This window comes from Segatella copri (assembly GCF_003465495.1).
Taxonomy (GTDB): domain Bacteria; phylum Bacteroidota; class Bacteroidia; order Bacteroidales; family Bacteroidaceae; genus Prevotella; species Prevotella copri_G.
In genome coordinates this window covers 1-21,392 of the sequence record NZ_QSAV01000011.1, presented here as the reverse complement: position 1 = coordinate 21,392, position 21,392 = coordinate 1, and the positions used below count along the sequence as shown (strand labels likewise).

The 21,392-nt window shown below is 45.8% G+C and carries 14 protein-coding genes and 1 riboswitch; of the genes, 9 read left to right on the top strand and 5 right to left on the bottom strand.

Annotated features, from left to right (window positions below):
• Window positions 1-149 precede the first annotated feature (149 nt).
• The 3 genes from DWV53_RS04680 to rlmN are packed head-to-tail and all read right to left on the bottom strand — an operon-like array spanning window position 150 to window position 3,276.
• Complete coding sequence (locus tag DWV53_RS04680) at window positions 150-1,247, bottom strand: PdxA family dehydrogenase (protein WP_118151967.1); 1,098 nt, start codon at window positions 1,245-1,247, stop codon at window positions 150-152.
• A gap of 8 nt (window positions 1,248-1,255) precedes the next feature.
• Window positions 1,256-2,191 (bottom strand): DUF4837 family protein, encoded by a 936-nt coding sequence (locus tag DWV53_RS04675; RefSeq protein WP_118151965.1) that lies wholly within the window; start codon window positions 2,189-2,191, stop codon window positions 1,256-1,258.
• Window positions 2,192-2,208: 17 nt separating this feature from the next.
• Window positions 2,209-3,276, bottom strand: coding sequence for a 23S rRNA (adenine(2503)-C(2))-methyltransferase RlmN (gene rlmN, locus DWV53_RS04670; RefSeq protein ID WP_118151963.1), 1,068 nt, complete (start codon window positions 3,274-3,276; stop codon window positions 2,209-2,211).
• Between the two features lie 136 nt (window positions 3,277-3,412).
• Between rlmN and DWV53_RS04665 the strand changes: the two genes are divergently transcribed.
• On the top strand, window positions 3,413-7,195 hold the full coding sequence (locus tag DWV53_RS04665) for a DUF4922 domain-containing protein (protein ID WP_118151961.1): 3,783 nt from the start codon (window positions 3,413-3,415) through the stop codon (window positions 7,193-7,195).
• Window positions 7,196-7,204: 9 nt separating this feature from the next.
• Window positions 7,205-8,530: an MFS transporter gene (locus DWV53_RS04660; protein WP_118151959.1), complete on the top strand. Its 1,326-nt coding sequence runs from the start codon at window positions 7,205-7,207 to the stop codon at window positions 8,528-8,530.
• A 52-nt stretch (window positions 8,531-8,582) separates the two neighbouring features.
• Here DWV53_RS04660 and DWV53_RS04655 read toward each other — a convergent pair whose 3' ends face one another.
• The gene (locus DWV53_RS04655; protein ID WP_006846346.1) at window positions 8,583-8,996 is read right to left on the bottom strand and encodes a secondary thiamine-phosphate synthase enzyme YjbQ; all 414 of its coding nucleotides are present in this window, start codon (window positions 8,994-8,996) and stop codon (window positions 8,583-8,585) included.
• A 249-nt stretch (window positions 8,997-9,245) separates the two neighbouring features.
• Window positions 9,246-9,357: riboswitch (SAM-I-IV-variant riboswitch) on the top strand.
• Between DWV53_RS04655 and DWV53_RS04650 the strand changes: the two genes are divergently transcribed.
• Window positions 9,357-9,638, top strand: coding sequence for a hypothetical protein (locus tag DWV53_RS04650; RefSeq protein WP_117586146.1), 282 nt, complete (start codon window positions 9,357-9,359; stop codon window positions 9,636-9,638). Its footprint overlaps the riboswitch before it by 1 nt.
• A 70-nt stretch (window positions 9,639-9,708) precedes the next feature.
• Here DWV53_RS04650 and DWV53_RS04645 read toward each other — a convergent pair whose 3' ends face one another.
• Complete coding sequence (locus DWV53_RS04645; protein WP_118151957.1) at window positions 9,709-10,563, bottom strand: TIGR02452 family protein; 855 nt, start codon at window positions 10,561-10,563, stop codon at window positions 9,709-9,711.
• 155 nt (window positions 10,564-10,718) lie between these two features.
• Here DWV53_RS04645 and DWV53_RS04640 point away from each other — a divergent pair, with 155 nt between their 5' ends.
• From DWV53_RS04640 to DWV53_RS04615, 6 genes are all read left to right on the top strand, one after another.
• Window positions 10,719-10,961 carry a hypothetical protein gene (locus tag DWV53_RS04640; RefSeq protein ID WP_117586144.1) on the top strand — a complete coding sequence of 81 codons (243 nt, stop codon included), beginning with the start codon at window positions 10,719-10,721 and terminating at the stop codon, window positions 10,959-10,961.
• Between the two features lie 5 nt (window positions 10,962-10,966).
• On the top strand, window positions 10,967-11,185 hold the full coding sequence (locus tag DWV53_RS04635; protein WP_181992412.1) for a DUF3791 domain-containing protein: 219 nt from the start codon (window positions 10,967-10,969) through the stop codon (window positions 11,183-11,185).
• A complete protein-coding gene (locus DWV53_RS04630; RefSeq protein ID WP_262912837.1) occupies window positions 11,182-11,661 on the top strand; it encodes a DUF3990 domain-containing protein in 480 nt (159 codons plus the stop codon). Before DWV53_RS04635 ends, DWV53_RS04630 begins: the two co-directional genes overlap by 4 nt.
• Window positions 11,662-12,185: 524 nt before the next feature.
• Complete coding sequence (locus DWV53_RS04625) at window positions 12,186-15,086, top strand: SNF2-related protein (protein WP_181992411.1); 2,901 nt, start codon at window positions 12,186-12,188, stop codon at window positions 15,084-15,086.
• 41 nt (window positions 15,087-15,127) lie between these two features.
• Window positions 15,128-17,968, top strand: a complete 2,841-nt coding sequence (locus DWV53_RS04620) for a site-specific DNA-methyltransferase (RefSeq protein WP_118151951.1) — start codon at window positions 15,128-15,130, stop codon at window positions 17,966-17,968.
• Between the two features lie 8 nt (window positions 17,969-17,976).
• Complete coding sequence (locus tag DWV53_RS04615) at window positions 17,977-21,225, top strand: DEAD/DEAH box helicase family protein (RefSeq protein WP_118151949.1); 3,249 nt, start codon at window positions 17,977-17,979, stop codon at window positions 21,223-21,225.
• The last annotated feature ends 167 nt before the right edge of the window (window positions 21,226-21,392 follow it).

The following is a 21,392-nucleotide window of genomic DNA, read 5'->3' as shown; positions in this document are numbered from 1 at the left end:
ATTACTCATTTTTTCTGAATTATCTGCATTTTTTTTTAATTTTAACGTTCGGAAGGTCTGATTACAGGGCAGATTTGCCTTTTTTGCGTCATCTGCCCTCCCGAATCTTTCTTTATTCCGCTTTTTCTCGGGAATAGGGAATCTTTCTCTTATCCCTTTTTCTTAGGGATGGAGAATCTTACCTTCTCGCTCTCGTCACGCTTCTCGTGGTAGAGTTTAGGCAGTGGATTCTCGTAGGCCTCATCATAGTCTTCGCGGTTGCAGAAGGCATCCAGCGCCAAGTAGATGGCGTGGCGGAAGGAGATTGCATCGGCTTCGTTGCAGCCCGTGATGCTGTAGCAAGGAGTGGTGTTGGCGGCGGTGTGCACGAGTGGCAGACCGGCAGTAAAGAGTACGCCATCCTCGGTGTAGAGTGAATGGAACGGGGTAGTAGCCTGATCATGATACATGGCCATGATGCCGTCGAATTCTACGAAATGGCCGTTGCCGAAGAACTCGTCAGTAGGGTAAGGACCAAAAGCTTGTATTTTCTGCTCGGCAAGCTGGTCAATGGCTGGGATGATGATGCTGGCTTCCTCTGGTCCGCAGCTCTCCTCACCGTTGTTGCTAGGATTCAGGGCGAGCACGGCGATGCGCGGGTTGGTAATCATGAAGTCTCGCTTCAGTGATGTGTGCATCTGCTTCACCTTCTCGATGATGAGCTCCTGGGTGATAGCTGCCGGCACGTCCTTGAGCGGAGTCTTTCCGGTTACGGATGCGATGCGGAGGTCGCCGCCGCAGAGGATGGAAAGGCCCTTGGCACCTTCGCCCAGGCAAGTTTCTATGTATTCCTTGTGGCCCTTGAACTGGAAGCCCTCAAATTGTGCGTTCTGGTTGTTTACCGGTGCAGTAACGAGCACGTCGAAGAGCTCGTCGCGGTAGTCGGTCATGGCTCGGTCAAGTGCCTTGATGGCTGCCGTACCCGATTCCTGAGTAGGCATGCCCATGTCAACCTTTACCTCCTCGTCTACGGCTGGCAGGAGGTTGATTCTTCCGTCTTCAGCATCTTCTGCTTTCTGGATGATGGAGAACTGGGCAGGCAGATTCATCGCCTTGCGGTAATAAGCTGCCACTTTAGGCGAACCGTAGATGATAGGGGTACAATACTCCAACATCTCTGGTTCACTGAATGCCTTAAAAATGAGTTCGTATCCGATACCGTTGGTATCTCCGTGAGTGATGGCCACTCTAATCTTTTTGCTGTCCATTTATCGTTTTATTTTATAGTAGAAATCGCAGCTTCTAGCTGCTTGATTAATATTTTCTTTTTCATTTCGGGCGCATAGACGAAGCCGATGATGATGATTTCATCCCCCGTTTTTCTCAAGCGGATGCACCTCATCACGTAGGGGCCTCCCATGGCGTCGCCCTTCATCTCCCAGAGTCCTTTTTCTGAAAGGACCGGGATTATCATGTACATGCTGTCGGTTTCGCCGGGCATGTTTGTGCGGAGCATGCTGTCAATCTGCTGCTTCTCTTGAGCAGGAAAAGCATTAGAATTGGCTTTCCCTCTTCTTTCTTCCCTCTTCACTTTCATGAGGATGAGGTTCTTCATGCCCGAACTGGCGTTGTTTGAAATCCAAATGAAGTTCCCGGCCTTCTTGCTTGCCTGCATTTCGGCAGGGATGATCATGCTGATGCCGAAGTTCTTCTTTACCAGCTGCTGCATCTCGTGGTTCTGCCTGCTCGGGTTGGTGGAGATGATGGAGGCGAGGTGCTCCAGTTCAGTCTCATCTACGAGCTGGCGCAGTTTCTCGGGGTTGAGTTTCTCTCTGAGTTGCTGCGGCGAGCGTGCAGAGATGCGGATGACGGTCTGCGGTGAAGCATTCTCGTTGCGGCTCAGCCTGACTGAGAATTCCGCTGCCGGGATGTTCACTACGATGCGAGTTCTTACGAGCAGGTAGCTGCCGTGGATCTTGCCCTTCTTAACCTGGATGAGCCGGCAGAGCGGTTCGGGTTGGGGCAGGGCAGGCACCTCTTCCGTCAGTATCTTCGTCACGATGCTGTCGGTATCTCCCTCGAGCACCACCTCGTAAGGCTGTCCTGTGCTCTTGGGCAGTTTTCTGTTTCTTCCTCCTCCCAGGCTGCAACTTGCCAGAAAAAGGAACAAAAGACAGCCGGCAAGTAGGATCTTTAAAGATGCTCTAACCATTTTTCCCCCACCTTTCCTTACTTATTCATCTTCTCTTCATCCTCGTGCTCACGGATTTCTCCGATTTTCTTCGAGGTGCTGAGCAGACCGCAGGCGGCGTAGATGTCCTGGCCGCGGCTGGCACGGATGGTGGTGAAGACACCATGCTGGGTGAGATAATCACGGAACTGCTCCATCTTCTCATCATCCACACCTTGCAGAGAAATGTCTGGAATTTGGTGGAAACGAATCAGGTTGAAGCGGCAGTCAAGTCCCTTCACCAGTTTGATGATGGCCTTGGCATGCTGCATACTGTCGTTTACGCCCTTAAACACGATGTATTCGAAACTCAGGCGGCGTTGATGAGAGAAATCATAGTTCCTCAGCAGTTCTACTACCTGCTCAATGCCCATGCCCCTTTCGGCAGGCATCAGTTCAGCGCGCTCAGAAGGGATAGGGTCGTGCATGCTGATGGCCACATGGCAGTCGCTCTCTTCCAGAAACCGCTTCAGCTTGTTCTTCACGCCCACCGAACTTACCGTGATGCGCTTCGGGCTCCATGCCCAGCCGTAGTCGGCGGTGAGAATCTCTGTGGCGCGCAGCACATTGTCGAGATTATCCATCGGCTCGCCCTGACCCATGAACACGATGTTGGTAAGCTTGTCCACCTCCGGCAGCGAGTAAATCTGGTTCAGAATGTCGCCTGCAGGCAAACTGCCCTCAAACCCCTGCTTGCCGGTTTGGCAGAACAGGCAGTTCATCTTGCATCCCACCTGCGAAGAAACGCACAGCGTGGCGCGGTCTTTGTCGGGGATGTAAACCGTCTCGACAAATTTGCCGCTTCGGGTAGGGAAGAGGTACTTGATGGTACCATCCACCGAATGTTGTGCATCGGAATATCCGAAGCATCCTATTTCGTATTCGGCAGCGAGTTTGGCACGGTTCGCCTTCGAGATGTTGGTCATCTCATCAATGCTCTTCACATGCTGCTCATAGAGCCACTTCGCCATCTGCCCACCGGTGAAGGCGGGCATGCCTAAGTCCTTTGCTACCTGCTTCAATTCGGCAAGTGTAAGGCCCAAAAGATATTTTTTTTCATTATTCATACTGCAAAGATAGTGTTTTTTGCCGAAAAATTAGTATCTTTGCCACATATTTTAATATAATAAGATAAAATAAAGATAAAAAACACAGATTTAGCCCCCCGAAAAGGGCTGAAGTGAACAAAAATAACGTAAGAAAATGAGAGAAAAAATAGACCTTTTCTTGCCTTGCGAATACATCGACGATGCGCAGAATGCCTTGTCGGTGCTTCATGAGTACAAGACTGTACAGCATATCCACTTCATGGTGAGTGCTGATTTTGCCGCTCATCATCAGGTGCCCGAAGGATGTACGTTTGTCATCACCGACCGCCTGGAAAGCAGTAACACCATTGTCAGCATCGCTGAAAATACAGATGCCGACTACGTGATGATCTGTACCCGCCACACCACCATAGGATGGGGAAACAACACGCTGGAGCGATTCCTCAGAGTGGCAGATGATACGGATGCCGTCATGGTTTACGCCGACCACTACAAGATGGTGGAAGGCAAAATGGAGAAACATCCGGTAATTGACTACCAGTCAGGTTCTTTGCGAGATGACTTCGACTTTGGAAGCCTCTGGTGCATCAAGGCACAGGCGCTGGCCGACTACATCGCCCAATCCGACCGCGAAGAGTATCAGTTTGCCGCCCTCTACGACCTCCGTCTCTATCTGAGCCGTGTGGGTGAAATCTTCCATCTCAACGAATTCCTCTATTCTGAAGCCGAACTCGACACCCGTAAGAGCGGCGAGAAGCAGTTTGACTATGTAAACCCGCGCAACCGCGAGGTGCAGATTGAGATGGAAAAGGCATGCACCCAGCATCTGGGCAAGGTGGGCGCCCTGATAGACACCACCTTCTACCGCCAGCCCGACTTCGGTGAGCAGGATTTTGAATACGAGGCATCTGTCATCATCCCCGTCTTCAACCGCGAAAAGACGGTGGCTGATGCCGTGAAGAGTGCGCTGGGACAGAAGGCCAACTTCAAGTTTAACGTCATCGTGGTGAACAACCATTCTACCGACCGCACCGGCGAAATTCTGGATGAACTTAAAGCCGACAACCTGATACAGATTGTGCCGGAGAGAACCGACCTGGGAATAGGCGGATGCTGGAACGAAGCCATCAACAGCAGTTTCTGCGGAAAGTTTGCCGTACAGCTTGACAGCGATGACCTCTATTCTTCACCAAAGACACTCCAGAAGATAGTAGATGCCTTCTACAAGCAGAAGGCAGCCATGATTATCGGCTCGTACCGCATGTGCGACTTCGACCTCAACACCCTGCCACCGGGACTGATAGACCACAAGGAGTGGACCGATGAAAACGGATGCAACAATGCGCTGCGTATCAACGGATTGGGTGCTCCGCGCGCCTTTTTCACACCGCTGGTCAGACAGATCCAGTTTCCTAACACCTCGTATGGTGAGGATTATGCGCTCGGCTTGGCATTTTCGCGCCGTTACCGCATCGGCAGAATCTACGACGAACTCTACCTCTGCCGCCGCTGGGGAGGTAACAGCGATGCAGCCCTCAGCGTAGAGAAGGTGAACGCCAACAACCTGTATAAGGACCGCCTGCGCACCATGGAACTGAAGGCACGCCAGCACCTGCTGCAGGGCAAGGCCGACATTATGGAAGACAGCAGCATCTCGCGTTTCTTCAACCGTCAGCTGGAGGTTTGGACCGATGCGCGCCACCGTTTCCGCGACCTCAAGCATGTAGAAACCCGCCAGTTCTCCGACCAACTGAAACTGCAGTGGAACCCAGCCCGCATCGTAAGTACGGGCGCCAAGATAGATAAGAAAACCCTGGGCGAGCGCCCTTGTTTCCTTTGCGACAAGAACCGTCCTAAGGAACAGATGTCGAAGCAGATAGACGAAAAATTCCATCTTCTGGTGAATCCGTTCCCGATTCTGCCAGTCCACTTCACCATTCCGGCACGCAAGCATCAGCCTCAGCTCATCTACAAGAATTACGGCGAGATGCACCGCTTCATCAGTCTGCACAGCGACCTGATGGTGTTCTACAACGGTCCGAAGTGTGGTGCATCGGCTCCAGACCATCTTCATTTCCAGGCAGGAACCAACGGCATCCTTCCTCTTCAGACCAACTGGCAGCGTCTCTCCCGCAACTTGACCGACATCATCTCTCTCAATGATGAGGAGAAAATCTCAGTGGTTCGCGACTTCATCGTTCCCGCCTTCGTCATCATCTCGAAGAGTGCTGAGAGCGATGAGGCCCTCTTCCGCCGTCTCTACAAGGCAATGCCTCAGCGTGGCGACGAAACCGAACCGATGATGAACATCATCTCCTGGCGCAAGGGCGAGGAATTCATCAGCGTGGTCATTCCGAGAGAAAAGCACCGTCCGGAAGCCTATTTTGCCGAAGGCGACGCCCAGTTTGTGGTTTCGCCGGGAGCACTGGATATGAGCGGACTCATCATCACCCCTCGTGAGGAAGATTTCCGAAAGCTGACCGAGGAGAAAGCCCTCTCGCTGCTGCAGGAATGTGGCGTTTCGGAAGAAAAGATGAACGCCATCATCGCCAAACTGAAGGCATCTAAGGATGCCGAGGATGCAGCCGAAGCCTCTTCCACCTTATATAATAAAGGTAAGCAGCCCGACGTAACGGTGGGCATCGTGAGTGCGCAGAAGATTCATTTCTCGCTCAACAAACCTTATCTTGCCAAGGGCGAAAAGGTGCTGGGCGAACAGGTGGTAGAATTCTCAGAGGGCGGTGTGCTCTGGAACGGCAACCAGTACAGCCAGCTCACCTTCCATCCGCAGAGTGCCGACGCCTCGTTTTCGCTGAGCGACGTAACCATCGGTGTCAACTTCCACTGGGAGCGCAAGGAAACTCAAACCTTCCTGGGAACGCTCCGCTTTGTGGTAGAATCGGATAAGATTGTGGCAATCAATGAGTTGCCTGTAGAGAAATATCTGGAGAGCGTCATCAGCAGTGAGATGAGTGCCACTTCGAGTCTCGAACTCCTGAAGGCGCACGCCGTCATCTCCCGTTCATGGCTCCTGGCACAGATGAAGAAGCGCCGAGAGGTGGCTGAGAGCGGCAACAACTTCTTCTCCTTCACCAAGAAGGAAGATACGCTCATTCGCTGGTACGACCGCGAAGACCACACCCTCTTTGATGTATGTGCCGACGACCACTGCCAGCGCTACCAGGGTATCACCAAGGAAACATCGCCCCATGTAGCTGAAGCCATCCGCCAGACTAAGGGACAGATTCTGATGGACGGCGAAGAAATCTGCGATGCAAGATTCTCGAAATGCTGCGGCGGAATAACCGAGGAATTCCAGTATTGCTGGGAGGATACGCCGAAGACTTATCTTACGGCGGTTCGCGACATTGCCCTGGGCGTGGAACATACACTGCCTAATCTGACCAATGAGGAAGAGGCAGAGAAATGGATCCGCTTCAATCCGCCAGCTTTCTGCAACACGCAGGACAAGAAAATCCTGTCAGAAGTGCTCAACGACTATGATCAGGAAACCGTCAATTTCTACCGCTGGAAGGAAACGCTCAGCCAGGAGAAGTTGCAGCAGCTCATCGCCGACAAACTGAAGATGGACCTGGGTGCCATCCTAGACATGAAGGCCGTGGAGCGCGGAAAGAGTGGAAGAATCAGCAAACTCCAGATCATCGGAACAGAGAAGACCTTTACCATCGGTAAGGAACTTGAAATCCGCCGTACGCTGAGCGACAGTCATCTGCTGAGTTCTGCCTTTGTGGTGGATAAGTATGATAAGGATGAACAGGGAGTGCCTCAGCGTTTCGAACTCATCGGAGCCGGTTGGGGGCACGGAGTAGGCCTCTGCCAGATTGGTGCTGCCGTGATGGGCGAGCAGGGTTATCATTATGATGCCATCCTGCTGCACTACTATCAGGGTGCTGAAATCAAGAAACTTTATAAATAGTGATGTAAAATGGTAACAAAGAAAAACAGTCGGAGTCCATGGGCATGGATTCCGACCCTTTATTTTGCCGAAGGACTCCCCAACGTCATCGTAACCGCCCTCTCTGTGGTGATGTACATGCAGTTGGGGCTGACCGATGCTGAGGTGGGTCTCTATACCGGATGGCTCGCCCTTCCCTGGGTCATCAAGCCCTTGTGGAGTCCGTTCATAGATTTGCTGAAGACTAAGCGCTGGTGGGTGCTCACCATGCAGGCTCTCATCGGAGCTGCCCTTGCCGGCATCGCCTTCTCGCTGCCTACCGCCTTCTGGTTTCAGGCAACGATGTGCTTCTTCTTCCTCATCGCTTTCTGTAGTGCCACCCACGACATTTCGGCAGATGGTTTCTATATGATTGAGCTGGATGAGCACACGCAGACTAAGTTTGTAGGCTTGCGAAATACCTTCTACCGCCTCGCCATCATCTTTGTGAATGGTTTTCTGGTGATGCTGGCAGGTGTGCTTCAGGTTCTCTTCCGCAACCAGATTCGCTTCTCATGGGCGCTTATCTTTTACGGACTGGCAGGTATCTTCATCGGTTTGTGGCTCTACCACAGCCGCTTCATGCCTCGCCCGAAGGATGATATGCAGACCGACAGAACGGTGGGTGAAGTGGCTCATGAACTGAAGAACATGTTCCGCACCTTCTTCGTGAAGTTCGGATTGGGTGAAACCGTCTGTGTGATGCTCTTTCTCCTGTTCTACCGATTCCCAGAGGCACTTCTGAACACCATGACCAAGACCTTCATCCTCCGTCCTAATTCGCAGGGCGGATTAGGCTTGTCGCCGCAGGAATATGGCTTTGCCAATGGTACTGTGGGATTGATAGGTTTGCTGCTGGGTGGAATTCTTGGTGGTATTCTGGTGAGCAGGGATGGAATGAAGAAATGGCTCTGGCCTCTGGTTTGCGCCATTACCTTGCCTGATGTGGTTTACATCTATCTGAGTTATTCGCTCAACAGCAACCTCATCGTGGTTTCCAGCTGTCTTTTTGTCGAGCAGTTGGGTTATGGTCTGGGCTTCACGGTTCTTACCCTCTACATGCTGTTCTACAGTCAGGGAAAGTTCAAGACCTCCCATTATTCTATCTGTACGGGCATCTCCTATCTCGGATTGATGCTGCCGGGCATGGTTTCTGGATATCTGAAGGATATGGTAGGTTACCGCATGTTCTTCATCATCGTGATGGCATGTTGCGCCATCACCTTCATGGTTACTGCTTTCCTGAAGATTGACCCTAATTTCGGAAAGAAAGAGGAGAAGGAAGAGGATGAAGCGGAATTGGACGCGATAGAATAAATGATGATGTTAACGTAAAAACGAGGATGTGCGAACATCCTCGTTTTTATCTTTATTCCCCGATAATCGTTGCGATGAGGTGTCGGCTTCCGCCTCCCTCTCTGAATTCGCAGAGGTAAATTCCCTGCCATGTTCCGAGGTTTAATCTGCCGTTGGTAATGGGAATGGTGAGCGATACACCCACCATGCTCGATTTGGCATGAGCCGACATATCCGTCGGTCCTTCATCCTGGTGCAGGTATCTTGGGTCGCCATCCGGAACCAGTCTTTCGAAGATACCCTTCAAGTCATGTCTCACATCTGGGTCGAAGTTCTCGTTCAGCGACAATCCGCAACTGGTATGTCTTACGAAGAGATTCAGAATCCCTGTCTTAGGCAGCGCTGGCAGGTTCCTCATCACCTCGTTGGTTACGAGGTGAAAGCCGCGAGGAAGCGGACGCAATGAAAATTCTACTTGCTGTATCATATCATTCTTTGTTTTTATATTTCAATTGTTTGTATCTTTCTGATTGTCAATTTACAAAGGTAATTATAATTTTATTATTATAATGCTATTATAATGCAAATATAGGAAAGTTTAACCATTAAAGGATTTCTCTTCCTTACTATCTGCTACCCCGAAAAATCTTCTTCTTTAGAAGAAGGGAAAAAATAGAAAAAATAATCCCGAAAAAATTTGGTGGTTTCAGAATAATGATGTACTTTTGCAACCGAAATCAAGCATTAAGAGTTGCCCAGTTGTGGCACACCAACCGAGTTTCACATAGAGATAACCACGGTGGTAAAAGAATGTGTAAGTGTTTAACAACTTAAAATAATTATCTTTATGAATCCAAATTCAGATTTAAAGAACAATGAGAATGTAATGGCAGCTAATGCCGAGTCATCAACAATTAAGGCAGCTAATGCCGAGTCATCAACTGTTGGTGCAGGTTATGCCGAGTCAAGAATTTCAGAGTATGCAGCCCGTTTTGCCGCTTACAGCGATGAGCGTTTGAAGCAGACCGTGGATCACGAGCGCAAGGTTCGTGGTTGGGGCAGCGAGCGCAGCTACTTCCTCGCCGCCCTGCGAGGAGAGTGTGAGAAACGAGGCATTGATTACTGCTAATCAAGCCCCATCTGTGTGAATCTGTGAATTGAAAATCGGCGGCCGAAGGGAAAGCCAAATCAGTGGGAGTTTATGACTTGAATTCCTCGATGAAGGGTTGCAGGTTTCCACCTCTTGGCGAGTTATGGTCTTCAAGGATGGCGAAGGCGATGAGCTTGTACTTGTCCATGAACTCCTTCTCGTCGATGACTTCGTGAAACAGTCTTGCGATATGTTTCGGAGGATTGTGGAAGGCACCGCAACCGAATGCACCGAGCACGATGCTGTCGTGTCCGTTCAGCAAACCGATGCGCAGCATCGTTCTCATTTTGTTTTTCGTCAATGCGGCATCTTCTTCACAGATGTTTCCATCTCTATCTAAATCTGGATGATTGATGGCAGCTACTGCCACGAACGACATATAATAAGGAGTATCGAGCAAGGCAAAGTCATCCTTAGCTCCAGCTCTGAACACGGTAGCATCTGGCACATAGATGCCTCCGAATCTCACAGGCATCGGATATTGGAACTTGCTTTTCTCCAGACCGTAATCCTCGGCATATTCCGCATAGCGATACATAGAGAGAAAGAGGTTGGTGCTGCGGAAGAGGCTCTCCTCCTGAGCCCGGCTTCCGTTCTTCACTCCACCGCCCGGGTTGCGACGGCTTGCCAGGTTGAGAACCACGGGATTGTATCCTTCCTGTTGCAACAGATGACCGCAATGAATGCTGTCGTCATTCTTCACGATAATCTTGGTAGAACCATCTGCAAGGGTAGGTATGTTTGAAGCATCCAGTGGCTTGGTATAGAATCTGCTTCCCTTCAACATCTTCGTGTTGTCGGGCAGTTTCACTTCCTCCCCATTCTCAGAGGTGTAATGTCCATCCAGTACAATATCTATAGTTTGCTGATATACGTCAGCCAGTTGTCTTCTGTCGTTTATCATGATTTCTTCTGTTTATTTTGTTCGTGTCACTAAAAATCCATTCTTTCAGGCAAAATTACAAGTTTTCTTTGTATTCTCCAAACTTTTATATATAAAATATGTGGTATTCTCGATATTTCTTTGTAAATTTGCCCACAAAAGAAAAATATATAATTATGGAAGGACAAACAAAACTTTCAGCCGGACAGATAGGCATATTGATTAATGCCCGTATCAAAGATATGGCAATGTGGCTGATGGAAGACTTCAAGTATTCTCTTGAAGAAGCTTTAGATTGTGTTTATAATTCAGAGTTATTCGAGAAACTTCAGGATTTAGAGACAGGGCTATATTATCAGAGTTCTGGCTACAACTATGAGTTGCTGAAGGAGGAAATTAAATATGGAAAGGTAGGTTGAGAATTATGGAATTAGAAAATAAGACTTATTACATTATATATTGTGTGAGCCAATTTGCACAGCGGTTTGGCATATCTTTGAAGCAATCCTATGCTTATCTGAAAAGGCATAAGGGATTGGATTTTTTGTATGAATGTTATGGAGCGGAGCATCTTCTTTCTTTAGATGATGCAGTGGATGATTTGTCAGTCATTTGCCATAGGCATGGAGGGGCATTGGTATGATAGAGTTGTATCATGGATCCAATCTGTTTATAGACAAGATTGATTTTACTAAGTGTAAGCCTTATAAGGATTTTGGACAAGGTTTTTATCTGACGGATATTTTTCCGCAGGCAATGGAGATGGCAATCAAGCGAACTCGTATTGTTGGCTCAGGTTCTCCTGTCGTAACAAAATTCTTGTTTGACGAGAAACTGTTGATTGATGGAAGTCTGAAAGTGTTGACTTTTGATAGTCCATCAATAGAATGGGCAAAATTTATCTTAGCTAACCGTAAAAGAAGTAAGGAAAAATTTGTTCATGACTATGATATAGTGGTAGGTCCCGTTGCTGATGATGGTGTCGCTTTTCAGTTGGAAAGATATTTGTATGGAGGAATGACTTTAGAGCAACTGGCAAAAGAGTTGACCTACAGAAAGCTGAATCGCCAGTATTTTTTCGGTACAGAGAAGGCTATAAGTTATCTTCAGCTGATTTGATATGTGTCGTATAGATTCATTAAGAGTCTGAGCAAGAAGCAGAGAGAGGATTATATGATTATGGGACCAGTATTTCTCCTTTGATGCTTCAAGTAAAATTTACTCGATAAAAGATATTTTGAGGTATTAAGTTGCATATTTCATTTATTTTTTGTAACTTTGCCCTCGAAAGGGGAGAGGTTGCCGCAGGCGGCTGCTCCCTTGTAACATAAGTTGAACAAATAAAATAGAATAATAAGAAACAGAAAGAATAAACTTTAGACATATAACATATTAATATACAAAGCGTTTACGATATTCGGAATACTCTCGAAATTTGGCGATTAAAAGATGTAAAACCGAGATTAAGTGAACGCCTGCGCTATAGCGTGGGCGGAACTTATCGGTTTTACGGGCCACGCCAAATGCCTGAGAGTATGATAAGTGAAGCTCACGCTTCTTTTGTATCATGCTCTCAGGTATTTTTTGCTTGTGGCTCGTACTTCCAGAATAAAGTTCAACGCTCATTTTTTTCTATAGCGACGATGAAACAGGAAATCCCTTATTCATCTGCGCAGCTCTTGTATTATGCCTGGCAGTTGTCACGCAATAGGGGCGGTGCGGATGATGATAAATTGACGGGTGTCTTGTCGGAGGCACGTGTCGATCTGAACCCCCATCAGGTGATGGCGGCTCTTTTTGCATTCCAATCTCCTTTCTCCAAAGGTGTTATCCTTGCCGATGAGGTGGGATTGGGAAAAACAATAGAGGCTGGTATTGTTATCAGCCAGTTTTGGGCTGAACGTAAGCGTCGTATCCTCATCGTTGCTCCAGCTACCCTTCGCCGACAGTGGAGCATGGAGCTGGAGGAAAAGTTCTTTCTGGATTCTTTTATTCTCGAAAAGAAAAAAGGGATTTCTTTAGACCATCTTTCCGATGGCAAGCAAATCTATATCTGCTCTTATCAGTTTGCTTCCAGACAAGCCGAAATTTTGTCGCGCACTCATTGGGACCTGGTGGTTTATGATGAGGCTCATAAACTGCGTAACGTTTATAAGTCAACCCCTTCGATGGCTTCCCGTCTGAAATCCGCTTTTTCTGATAGTCATAAACTCCTCCTTACCGCCACTCCGCTTCAGAATAACATTGAGGAATTATATGGTCTGGTAAGTATCATCGATGACCATTACTTTGGTGACTTGAAGAGTTTCAAAGCTCAGTATTGCTATAGTAATAAAAACGATGATATTGCTTTTGGTGATCTTCGCAGGCGTCTTCGCCCCATCGTGCATCGCACGCTTCGCAAACAGGTTACGGAGTATGTAAAATATACTTCCCGTATCCCGATGGCGCAGGAATATTATCCTGCCGTTGAAGAGCAGAAACTCTATAATCAAATCAGCGAGTATCTTCGTCGGGATGATACTTACGGATTACCCACCAGTCAACGTCAGTTGATTACGCTGATATTCCGCAAACTCATGTCTTCATCTACCTTTGCCATCGGCTATACGCTCAAAACGCTTATCGACCGTTTGCAGACCAAAATTGCTCCATATTCTGCCGATAAACCGCAAGGCTGGTATGGGGAAGATGGAAAAATTGCTATGGTTGCTGAAGATATGTTGGGCGATGATTGGGATGAATGGAATGAGCAGGATGAGAACGAACAGGAAGGAGAAATCCTTACTTCCGATGAGATAGAAGGTATCAAGGATGAAATCAAGGAACTCCAACGTCTATATGATCTAGCCAATAGTATCAGTAGCAATAAAAAAGGTGATTGCCTCTTGTCGGCACTCCATACCGGCTTTCAGAAGATGGAAGAGTTGGGAGCCAACCGCAAAGCATTGATATTCACGGAAAGTACCCGTACCCAGCTCTATCTGAAACAGCTTTTAGAGGAGAATGGGTATATGGGCAAGATAGTCCTCTTCAATGGTTCCAACAATGATGAAACTTCCCGGAAGATATATAAGGCATGGAAAGAGCGGAATATAGGCACATCAGCCTTTACCCCTTCTTTGTCGGCAAACAAGCGCCAGGCTATTGTAGATTATTTCAGAGACAAAGCCGAAATCATGATTGCTACCGAGGCGGCATCAGAAGGTATCAACCTTCAGTTTTGTTCACTTATCGTGAATTATGATTTGCCGTGGAATCCTCAGCGGGTGGAACAGCGCATTGGTAGATGCCATCGTTATGGACAGAAGAATGATGTGGTGGTTTTCAACTTCATCAACAAGGCAAATGCTGCCGATGTGCGAGTGTTCCAATTGCTATCAGAAAAGTTCCATCTCTTTGATGGTGTCTTCGGTTCCAGTGATGAGGTGTTGGGCAGCATCGAGTCGGGTGTTGACTTCGAGAAGCGAATGCTCAACATCTATCAGCAGTGTCGTACTCCCGAAGAAATCAATGCAGCCTTCGACCAGATTCAGCAAGAGATGGATGCGAGTATCAAGGCAACGATGCAAGATACGCGCAAGCAACTGCTTGAAAACTTTGATGAGGATGTGGTGGGACTGCTGAAGATTCGCCAAGGCAAGGATATGGGAAATCTGAATAAGTTCCATCGCTGGCTTTGGACGATAACCATTGCTACGCTTGGTAAGGAGAATGTAGAAGTGGTAGATGAAACCAATCTCGTCTTTCGCTTGAAGCACAATCCTTATCCTGATGTGGCAGCAGAATGCGGCATGTATCAGATAACTACGCTGCAATCGCAATACATCAATTATCGTTTGTCGCATCCTTTGGCTCAAAAGGTCATTGCTTTGTGTAAGCAGAATATACAAAGCCAGCAGAATCTCCTCTTCGATTATAGCCTATACCGTTATAAAGTGGCAGATATAGAACAATGTGCTTATGAAAGTGGATGGCTACAGGCTCATCTTGTTTCTTTTATATCCGAAGGACAACAGGAACAGCACATTGTGCTGATGGCACTTGCGGAAGATGGAACGGCTTTAGGTCAGGAGTTTGCTGAAAAGCTATTGAATATACCATCGGAATGTACGGGAAAAGTTTGTGTGCAGGAGGAAGCAAGCCAGAAGTTAGCTTTCCTGTATGATAACCGGCGAGCAGCCTTGACCGTTCAGATAGAAGAACGAAACAAGGCTTTGCTTGATACTGAAATCCAGCATATCGAGAAATGGGCAGAAGACCAGCAGCTCACTTTGGAGAATGAACTGAAAGACATCAAGGCTAAAATTAAGGAGAAGAAAAGACTTTTGAGTCGTTCGGAGAATGCACAGCAAACATTGACCCTGGAAAAGGAATTGAATACCCTTACTCGTCAGCAGAAGCGTAAGCGAGCCGAAATCTTTAATCTGGAAGATGAGATAGAGGAGAAGCGAGACGGAATGATAGACAAAGTAAAGGCATTTATACAGCAGCATATTACGGAAGAAGAACTCTTCTGCGTGCATTGGACTTTAAAGAAATGAAACGGAATTAAAGCAAGATAACATAACCAATAATATAAACAATGACACAATACGAACAGAAATTTAGAGATATACTTGCAGAAATACTGCAACTCGACCAAGCCGAACTCGACTTTGGTATATATCGCATCATGAATCAGAAGCGTAAGGATATCGAGGCGTTCTTGAACAATCGCCTTGTTCCTGAAGTTACAAAGATTTTGAAGGCTCAAACTGCTGCAGGAACTGATATTTCTGCCATGGAGAATGAGGTGTTTTCTCATTTGGCTAAATTTTTTAGCCGTTATTATGAGGGTGGCGATTTTATCTCTAAACGTCGCTATAAGGACGATGCCTATGCCATTCCTTATAGTGGTGAGGAAGTGAAGTTGTATTGGGCAAATGCCGACCAGTATTACATCAAGACTTCTGAATATTTCAAGAATTACTCGTTCGTGTTGCCGACCAGCCGTCGTAAGGTACACTTTGTTCTTCGTGATGCGGATACAGAGCAGAACAACAACAAGGCTGCCTACAATATGGAGCGCCGTTTCCAACTTTGCGAAGAGGACTGTATCGCAGAGGAAGATGGTGAACTATACATCTTCTTTACTTATGAGCTGATGCCGAAGACTACCAAGCAGGATGCACTTATCAAGGATGCTGAGGCTAAGATTATTTCTTCGTTTGCAGAAGGAAAATATACCGACTTTGCAGAGTTGGTCAATGAGAAGGTACCAACTGAAAAAAACAAGGATCGTACTTTGCTGATGAAGCATCTGCAAGACTATACGGCAAAGAACAATTTTGATTATTTCATCCACAAAGACCTGGGTGGTTTCCTTCGTAGAGAACTTGATTTCTATATCAAAAACGAGGTGATGTTCTTGGATGATTTGGATGCCACTCATATCATGGAGCATTTGGCACAAGTGAAAGCCATCAAGCAGGTAGGAGAGAAAATCATCACCTTCCTTGCCCAGCTCGAAGACTTCCAAAAGAAGTTGTGGCTCAAGAAAAAGTTTGTAGTCGGTTGTGATTATTGTATCACGCTCGACCGCATTCCTCGTACCCTTTACCCAGAGATTATTGCTAATGATGAGCAGCGTAAAGAATGGGTTCGCCTCTTTGCCATCGATGAAATCAAAGGGGATATGATGACAGATGGTTATAGTGAGCCATTAACAGAAAAGTTCCTAGAAGACAATCCTTTCCTTGTGCTTGACACTAAGTTCTTTAGTGCCGAGTTCAAGCATAAGCTCGTGGGAAGTATGGAGAAAGTAGATGAGGAGTGTAATGGATTGCTGATTAATAGTGAGAACTTCCAAGCTCTTGAATTGTTGCAGGAGAAGTATAGAGAGGCGGTGAAATGCGTGTACATTGATCCGCCATATAATACAGGAGATAATGATTTTATCTATAAGGATAGTTTTATGGGATCTTCTTGGTTAACAATGATGCTTGACAGATTGAATGCTTGTAAAAATATAATGAATCAATCTGGAGTATTATTCTCTTCTATTGATGATAATGAAGTTGGTGAGTTGAAAGTTTTGCTTAAAGATGTCTTTGGAAAAGATAATTTTGAAGGACATATTCATTGGCGTAGAAGGTCTAATCAACCAAATGATAAAACAAAAATGATAGGTCTTGTTGCAGAACATATTCTTTCCTATGCAAAGTCTTTTGAGAGAAATAAAGCAGAAGGCGTAGGAAAACTTGCATTAACTGGTGATTTCTCAAATCCTGATAATGATGTAAGAGGTCCTTGGGCAAGTAAACCTTGGAAAGCAGGTTCGGATCAATCGGGATGTCGTTATGGTATTGTAACCCCAACTGGTGTTAAATATGATGAAGAATGGTTGGGTGAAGAAAAAACATACAAATCATTATTAGAGGATAATCGTATATATTTTCCAAATAATGGAAAAGGTTCTCCAAGAAAGAAATACTTTAAATCCGAAAGAGAAGAGGAGGGACAATGTGCTACAAATTGGTGGACTCACGAATTGTTTGGTTCTAATCAAGGTGCAAATGCATTAATGACGAATTTGTTTGGAGTGAAAAATAAGTTTAGCAACCCTAAGCCAATTGAATTGGTAAAAGGTGTTGTTCAAGTTACAAACAGAGATTATTCAAATACAGTCTTAGATTTTTTTGCAGGATCAGGAACAACTGGTCATGCAGTAATCAATCTGAATCGAGAAGACAAAGGTAATCGAAAATATATCCTCTGTGAGATGGCAGAGTATTTTGTTCCTGTAACCAAGCCTCGCATCGAAAAAGTAATCTATTCCGAGGATTGGAAGGATGGCAAGCCTGTTTCCCGTAAAGGCATTTCTCAATGCTTCAAGTACATCCGTCTGGAGCAATACGAGGATACCCTAAATAATTTGCAGCCAAAGAACCAGCGACTCGACTTCGATAACGAGAATGGCAAGGGAGATTTCGAGGAAACCTATTTCCTCCGTTATATGCTCGATACAGAAACCAAGGGAGATCTCTTCAACCTGGAATGGTTTAAGAATCCGTTTGCCATGTCTATCAAGACAACCAAGGATAATGAGTTGATAGATACCCATGTTGATATGGTGGAAACCTTCAACTACCTTATCGGTCTGAATGTAGAGACGCTCCGTTATCCTAAGGATGGCTACTGTGTGGTGGAAGGAACTACCCATATCGGCAATGAGCGAACTCTCGTGATTTGGAGAAACTGCAACAAGGTGAACAACGAAGACTTGAATGAATTCTTCCGTAAGCAAGCCTACTGCACCACAGACTCAGAGTTCGATAAGATTTATGTAAATGGTGATAATACATTACCGAATATCAAGACGGATGAGGAGCATTGGAAAGTAGTACTCATTGAGGAAGAATTTAAGAAGAGAATGTTTGAATAGGTCTTATTATGGCTAAGAAAATACAGAAAAAAGGAAAACTGCAGCAGGCACTGGTCCTGTTTCATTATATCTTGCAGCTGTTTGGCTGTAAGGACTTGGAGGCTTTGTCTCGTGACCTCAAGGATCCTGCATACGAAGGATTGAATGATGACCACGAGTCAAAACTCTATCATGAGCTTTGTCATAAGCTCTATGCTACAGGTCCTTTATCCATAGAACAGTTGTACTTTTACGACCAGCATATCGTGAAGTTTACTGATGAGATTAACGAGAAGCGAAGTGAACCTATCAAGTGGAAGTACTTCCAGTATCTATCCCTCTTGTTCACGGAAATCTATCTCGACCAGTATTTCAGTAATCCGCAGGCTCTTTGCGACAACTTAAATCGTTTTCTGCATGATGACTTCAATCATCGTGCAGAAACCTGGCACGAGTTGCCCGACTTTACGGTTGATGACTTGAATAAGTTGGCTTATTGGAATGCAACAGGTTCGGGCAAGACTCTGCTGATGCATGTCAACATCAAGCAATATCAGGAGTATGCCAGGATTCATCATGCCAAGAAACTCAACCGCATCATCGTATTGACTCCGAATGAAGGATTGAGCCGTCAGCATTATGAAGAGTTGAAGGCTTCTAATATGGATGTTGCTATGTTCAGCAAGCAAGGTGTTGGTGGTTTGTTTCAAGGCAAGGCAGTAGAAATCATTGACATCAATAAATTGGCAGATAAGGATGGAGATAAAACGGTAGCTGTTGAGGCTTTCGAGGGAAACAACCTGGTATTGGTAGATGAAGGTCACAAAGGTTCCAGTGGTGATGTCTGGATGGGGTATCGCCAGAAGTTGACTGAGGAAGGCTTCTCTTTTGAGTATTCCGCTACCTTTGGTCAAGCCATTTCTGCAAAAAGTAATGCCAAAGACCGGAAGGCGATGTTCGACCAATATGGTAAGGCAACACTTTTTGATTATTCCTATCGTTATTTCTATGCCGATGGATATGGCAAGGATTACCGTATCATGAATATGAACGACTGGAATGATGATGATTTGCTCAATATGTATCTCACGGCATATTTGCTATGTCTTTATGAGCAGACAAAAATCTATCAGAGTGATGTGCGGATTCATAACAGGTTTCTGGTGGAAAAGCCTTTGGGAATATTTGTGGGAAGTAGCGTAAAGGCTGTGAGCAAGGAAAATAAGAATCAGGTATCGGATGTAACTCAGATACTCTTGTTCTTGCAGGATTTTATCCGGAATCGTACAGAGTTTTCAGGTTATATCCGTCGTTTGCTCAGTTCGGAAGATGGATTGAAAACAAAGAATGGTTATTCTGTATTTGGCAACTCTTTTCTGGCGCTTAAAGGTGGTTATCTCGTAGAAGATGACAAACAGAAGTTTGCCGAGAACATCTACGATGCTATCTTGCGGAATCTTTTCCACTCCAATATCCATGGTGCCCAACTTCATATCGATCTTCAAAAAGGAGGTTTTGAGGAGATTGGATTGAGAGTAGGAAGTACTAAGGATTATTTCGGAGTCATTAATGTGGGAGATGGTAAGGAATTGCTGAAACTCTTGCAGGATAAAGGATTCCTTTGCGAAACGAAAGCTTTCGGAACTTCCAGCCTCTTCAACAATATCAATTCTCAAGATTCAACCGTTAACATCCTGATTGGATCCAAGAAGTTTACTGAGGGATGGAGCTGTTGGCGAGTTTCCGTGATGGGTCTGATGAATGTGGGACGCAGCGAAGGTTCTGAGATAATTCAGCTTTTCGGTCGTGGCGTTCGTCTGAAGGGATACAAGTATTCGCTGAAGCGAAGCAAGATGCTGGATGCCTGCTATCAGGACGAGATGATTCCAAAGAATTTGTCAACCATAGAGACTCTGAATATCTTTGGCGTGCGGGCTGATTATATGGAAGCCTTCAAGGCATATTTGGAGGATGAAGGTTTGCCAACCAATGAGATAGACTATGAGAAGATTGTCATCAAAACCATTAAGTCTGTTGATTTAGACGCTCTTCATCTCTCATTGCCTAAAGTTGTGGATGGCTATAATTTCAAGAAGTCTGCCGTCGTGAAACCTGCCGACGAAAGCCTGATGAAAAAGGTGAATGTAAAACTGGACAAATATCCAAAGGTGGATTTGCTGAGAAGCAAGAATGTCCAAACTGCTAATGCTGCAAGTCGCTATATAGGTGTTTTGGGACAGGAGCATCTGAATTGGATAGACTGGACGGAAGTGTTCTTTGCCTTGCAAGGTATGAAGGCGGAGCGTGGTTGGTATAATCTGGAGTTGCGATTGGAAGACTTGAAGTATCTGATGGCAAATCCTTCCTGGTACGAATTGTCTATTCCTGAAGACCATTTGAACTTTCATGATTTCGGAAAGAATGTGGAGTTGTGGCAGGATGTTACAATCAGTCTGCTTCGAGGCTATATGGATATGGCTTACAAGAAGGCCAAGTCGAAGGAAGAGCAAAAGCATCTGAAGGAGACACGCGTTACTTATTATAATATAGGTATGCCTGATGAATATGAAATAGAGGTTCGTAACGACCTGTATAATGTGGTAGATTATTTGAAAACATTGCAGGCGCAGGTGGAGGCCAATGAATTTGGTGAAGACTTAGTTCTTGATGCTCCTTATTTCAAGGCATTGAATGTGGAGGAACATCTGTATAAGCCTTTGGTCTTCCTTGCAGAGAAAGATACCAATGGTAATCGTCCTTATGTGGATGTTGTAACTGGTGAGCCTACGTTGAAGGTGTCTCCTGTGGCATTAAACTTGGGAGAACAGAACTTTGTTACTTCCTTCCGTGAATATTGTAAGGGTCATCAAGACGATGTGCTGGCTGGTAAGCAGGTTTATCTGCTTCGCAATGAGAGCAAGAGGGGATTAGGTTTCTTTGAAGCAAACAACTTCTATCCTGATTTTATCTTATGGATATTGGATGGAGAGAAGCAATACATCACCTTCATCGACCCGAAAGGTATTCGCAATCTTAAAGGATTGGAGGATGATAAGATTCAACTCTTCAAGTATTTACAGACAGAAGTGGCTTCTCAGTTGGGCAACGCTCATCTGATGTTGAACAGTTTCATTATCAGCAATACGCCAATGGAGCAGGTTGAGTTTTGGTTGAAGAATCCATTTGAGAAAGGTGAATTCCAAAAGAATCATGTGCTGTTTAAGGATGATAAAGGCTATCTGGAAACGATGGTTGATATGATTTTGCAGTATATGTAGGAAAAAGTTTTTCTATTTTATTGCCACATCTGCCACGCAGATTGTAAGTAATTGATACACAGAAAGAAATGGGTGGCAATAAGACGTATTCTTATTGTCACCTATTGCCACCTATTGCCACGGATTTGTAAGCGGCTCCGCGTTTATACCTTGCCCTTTATCGTAAA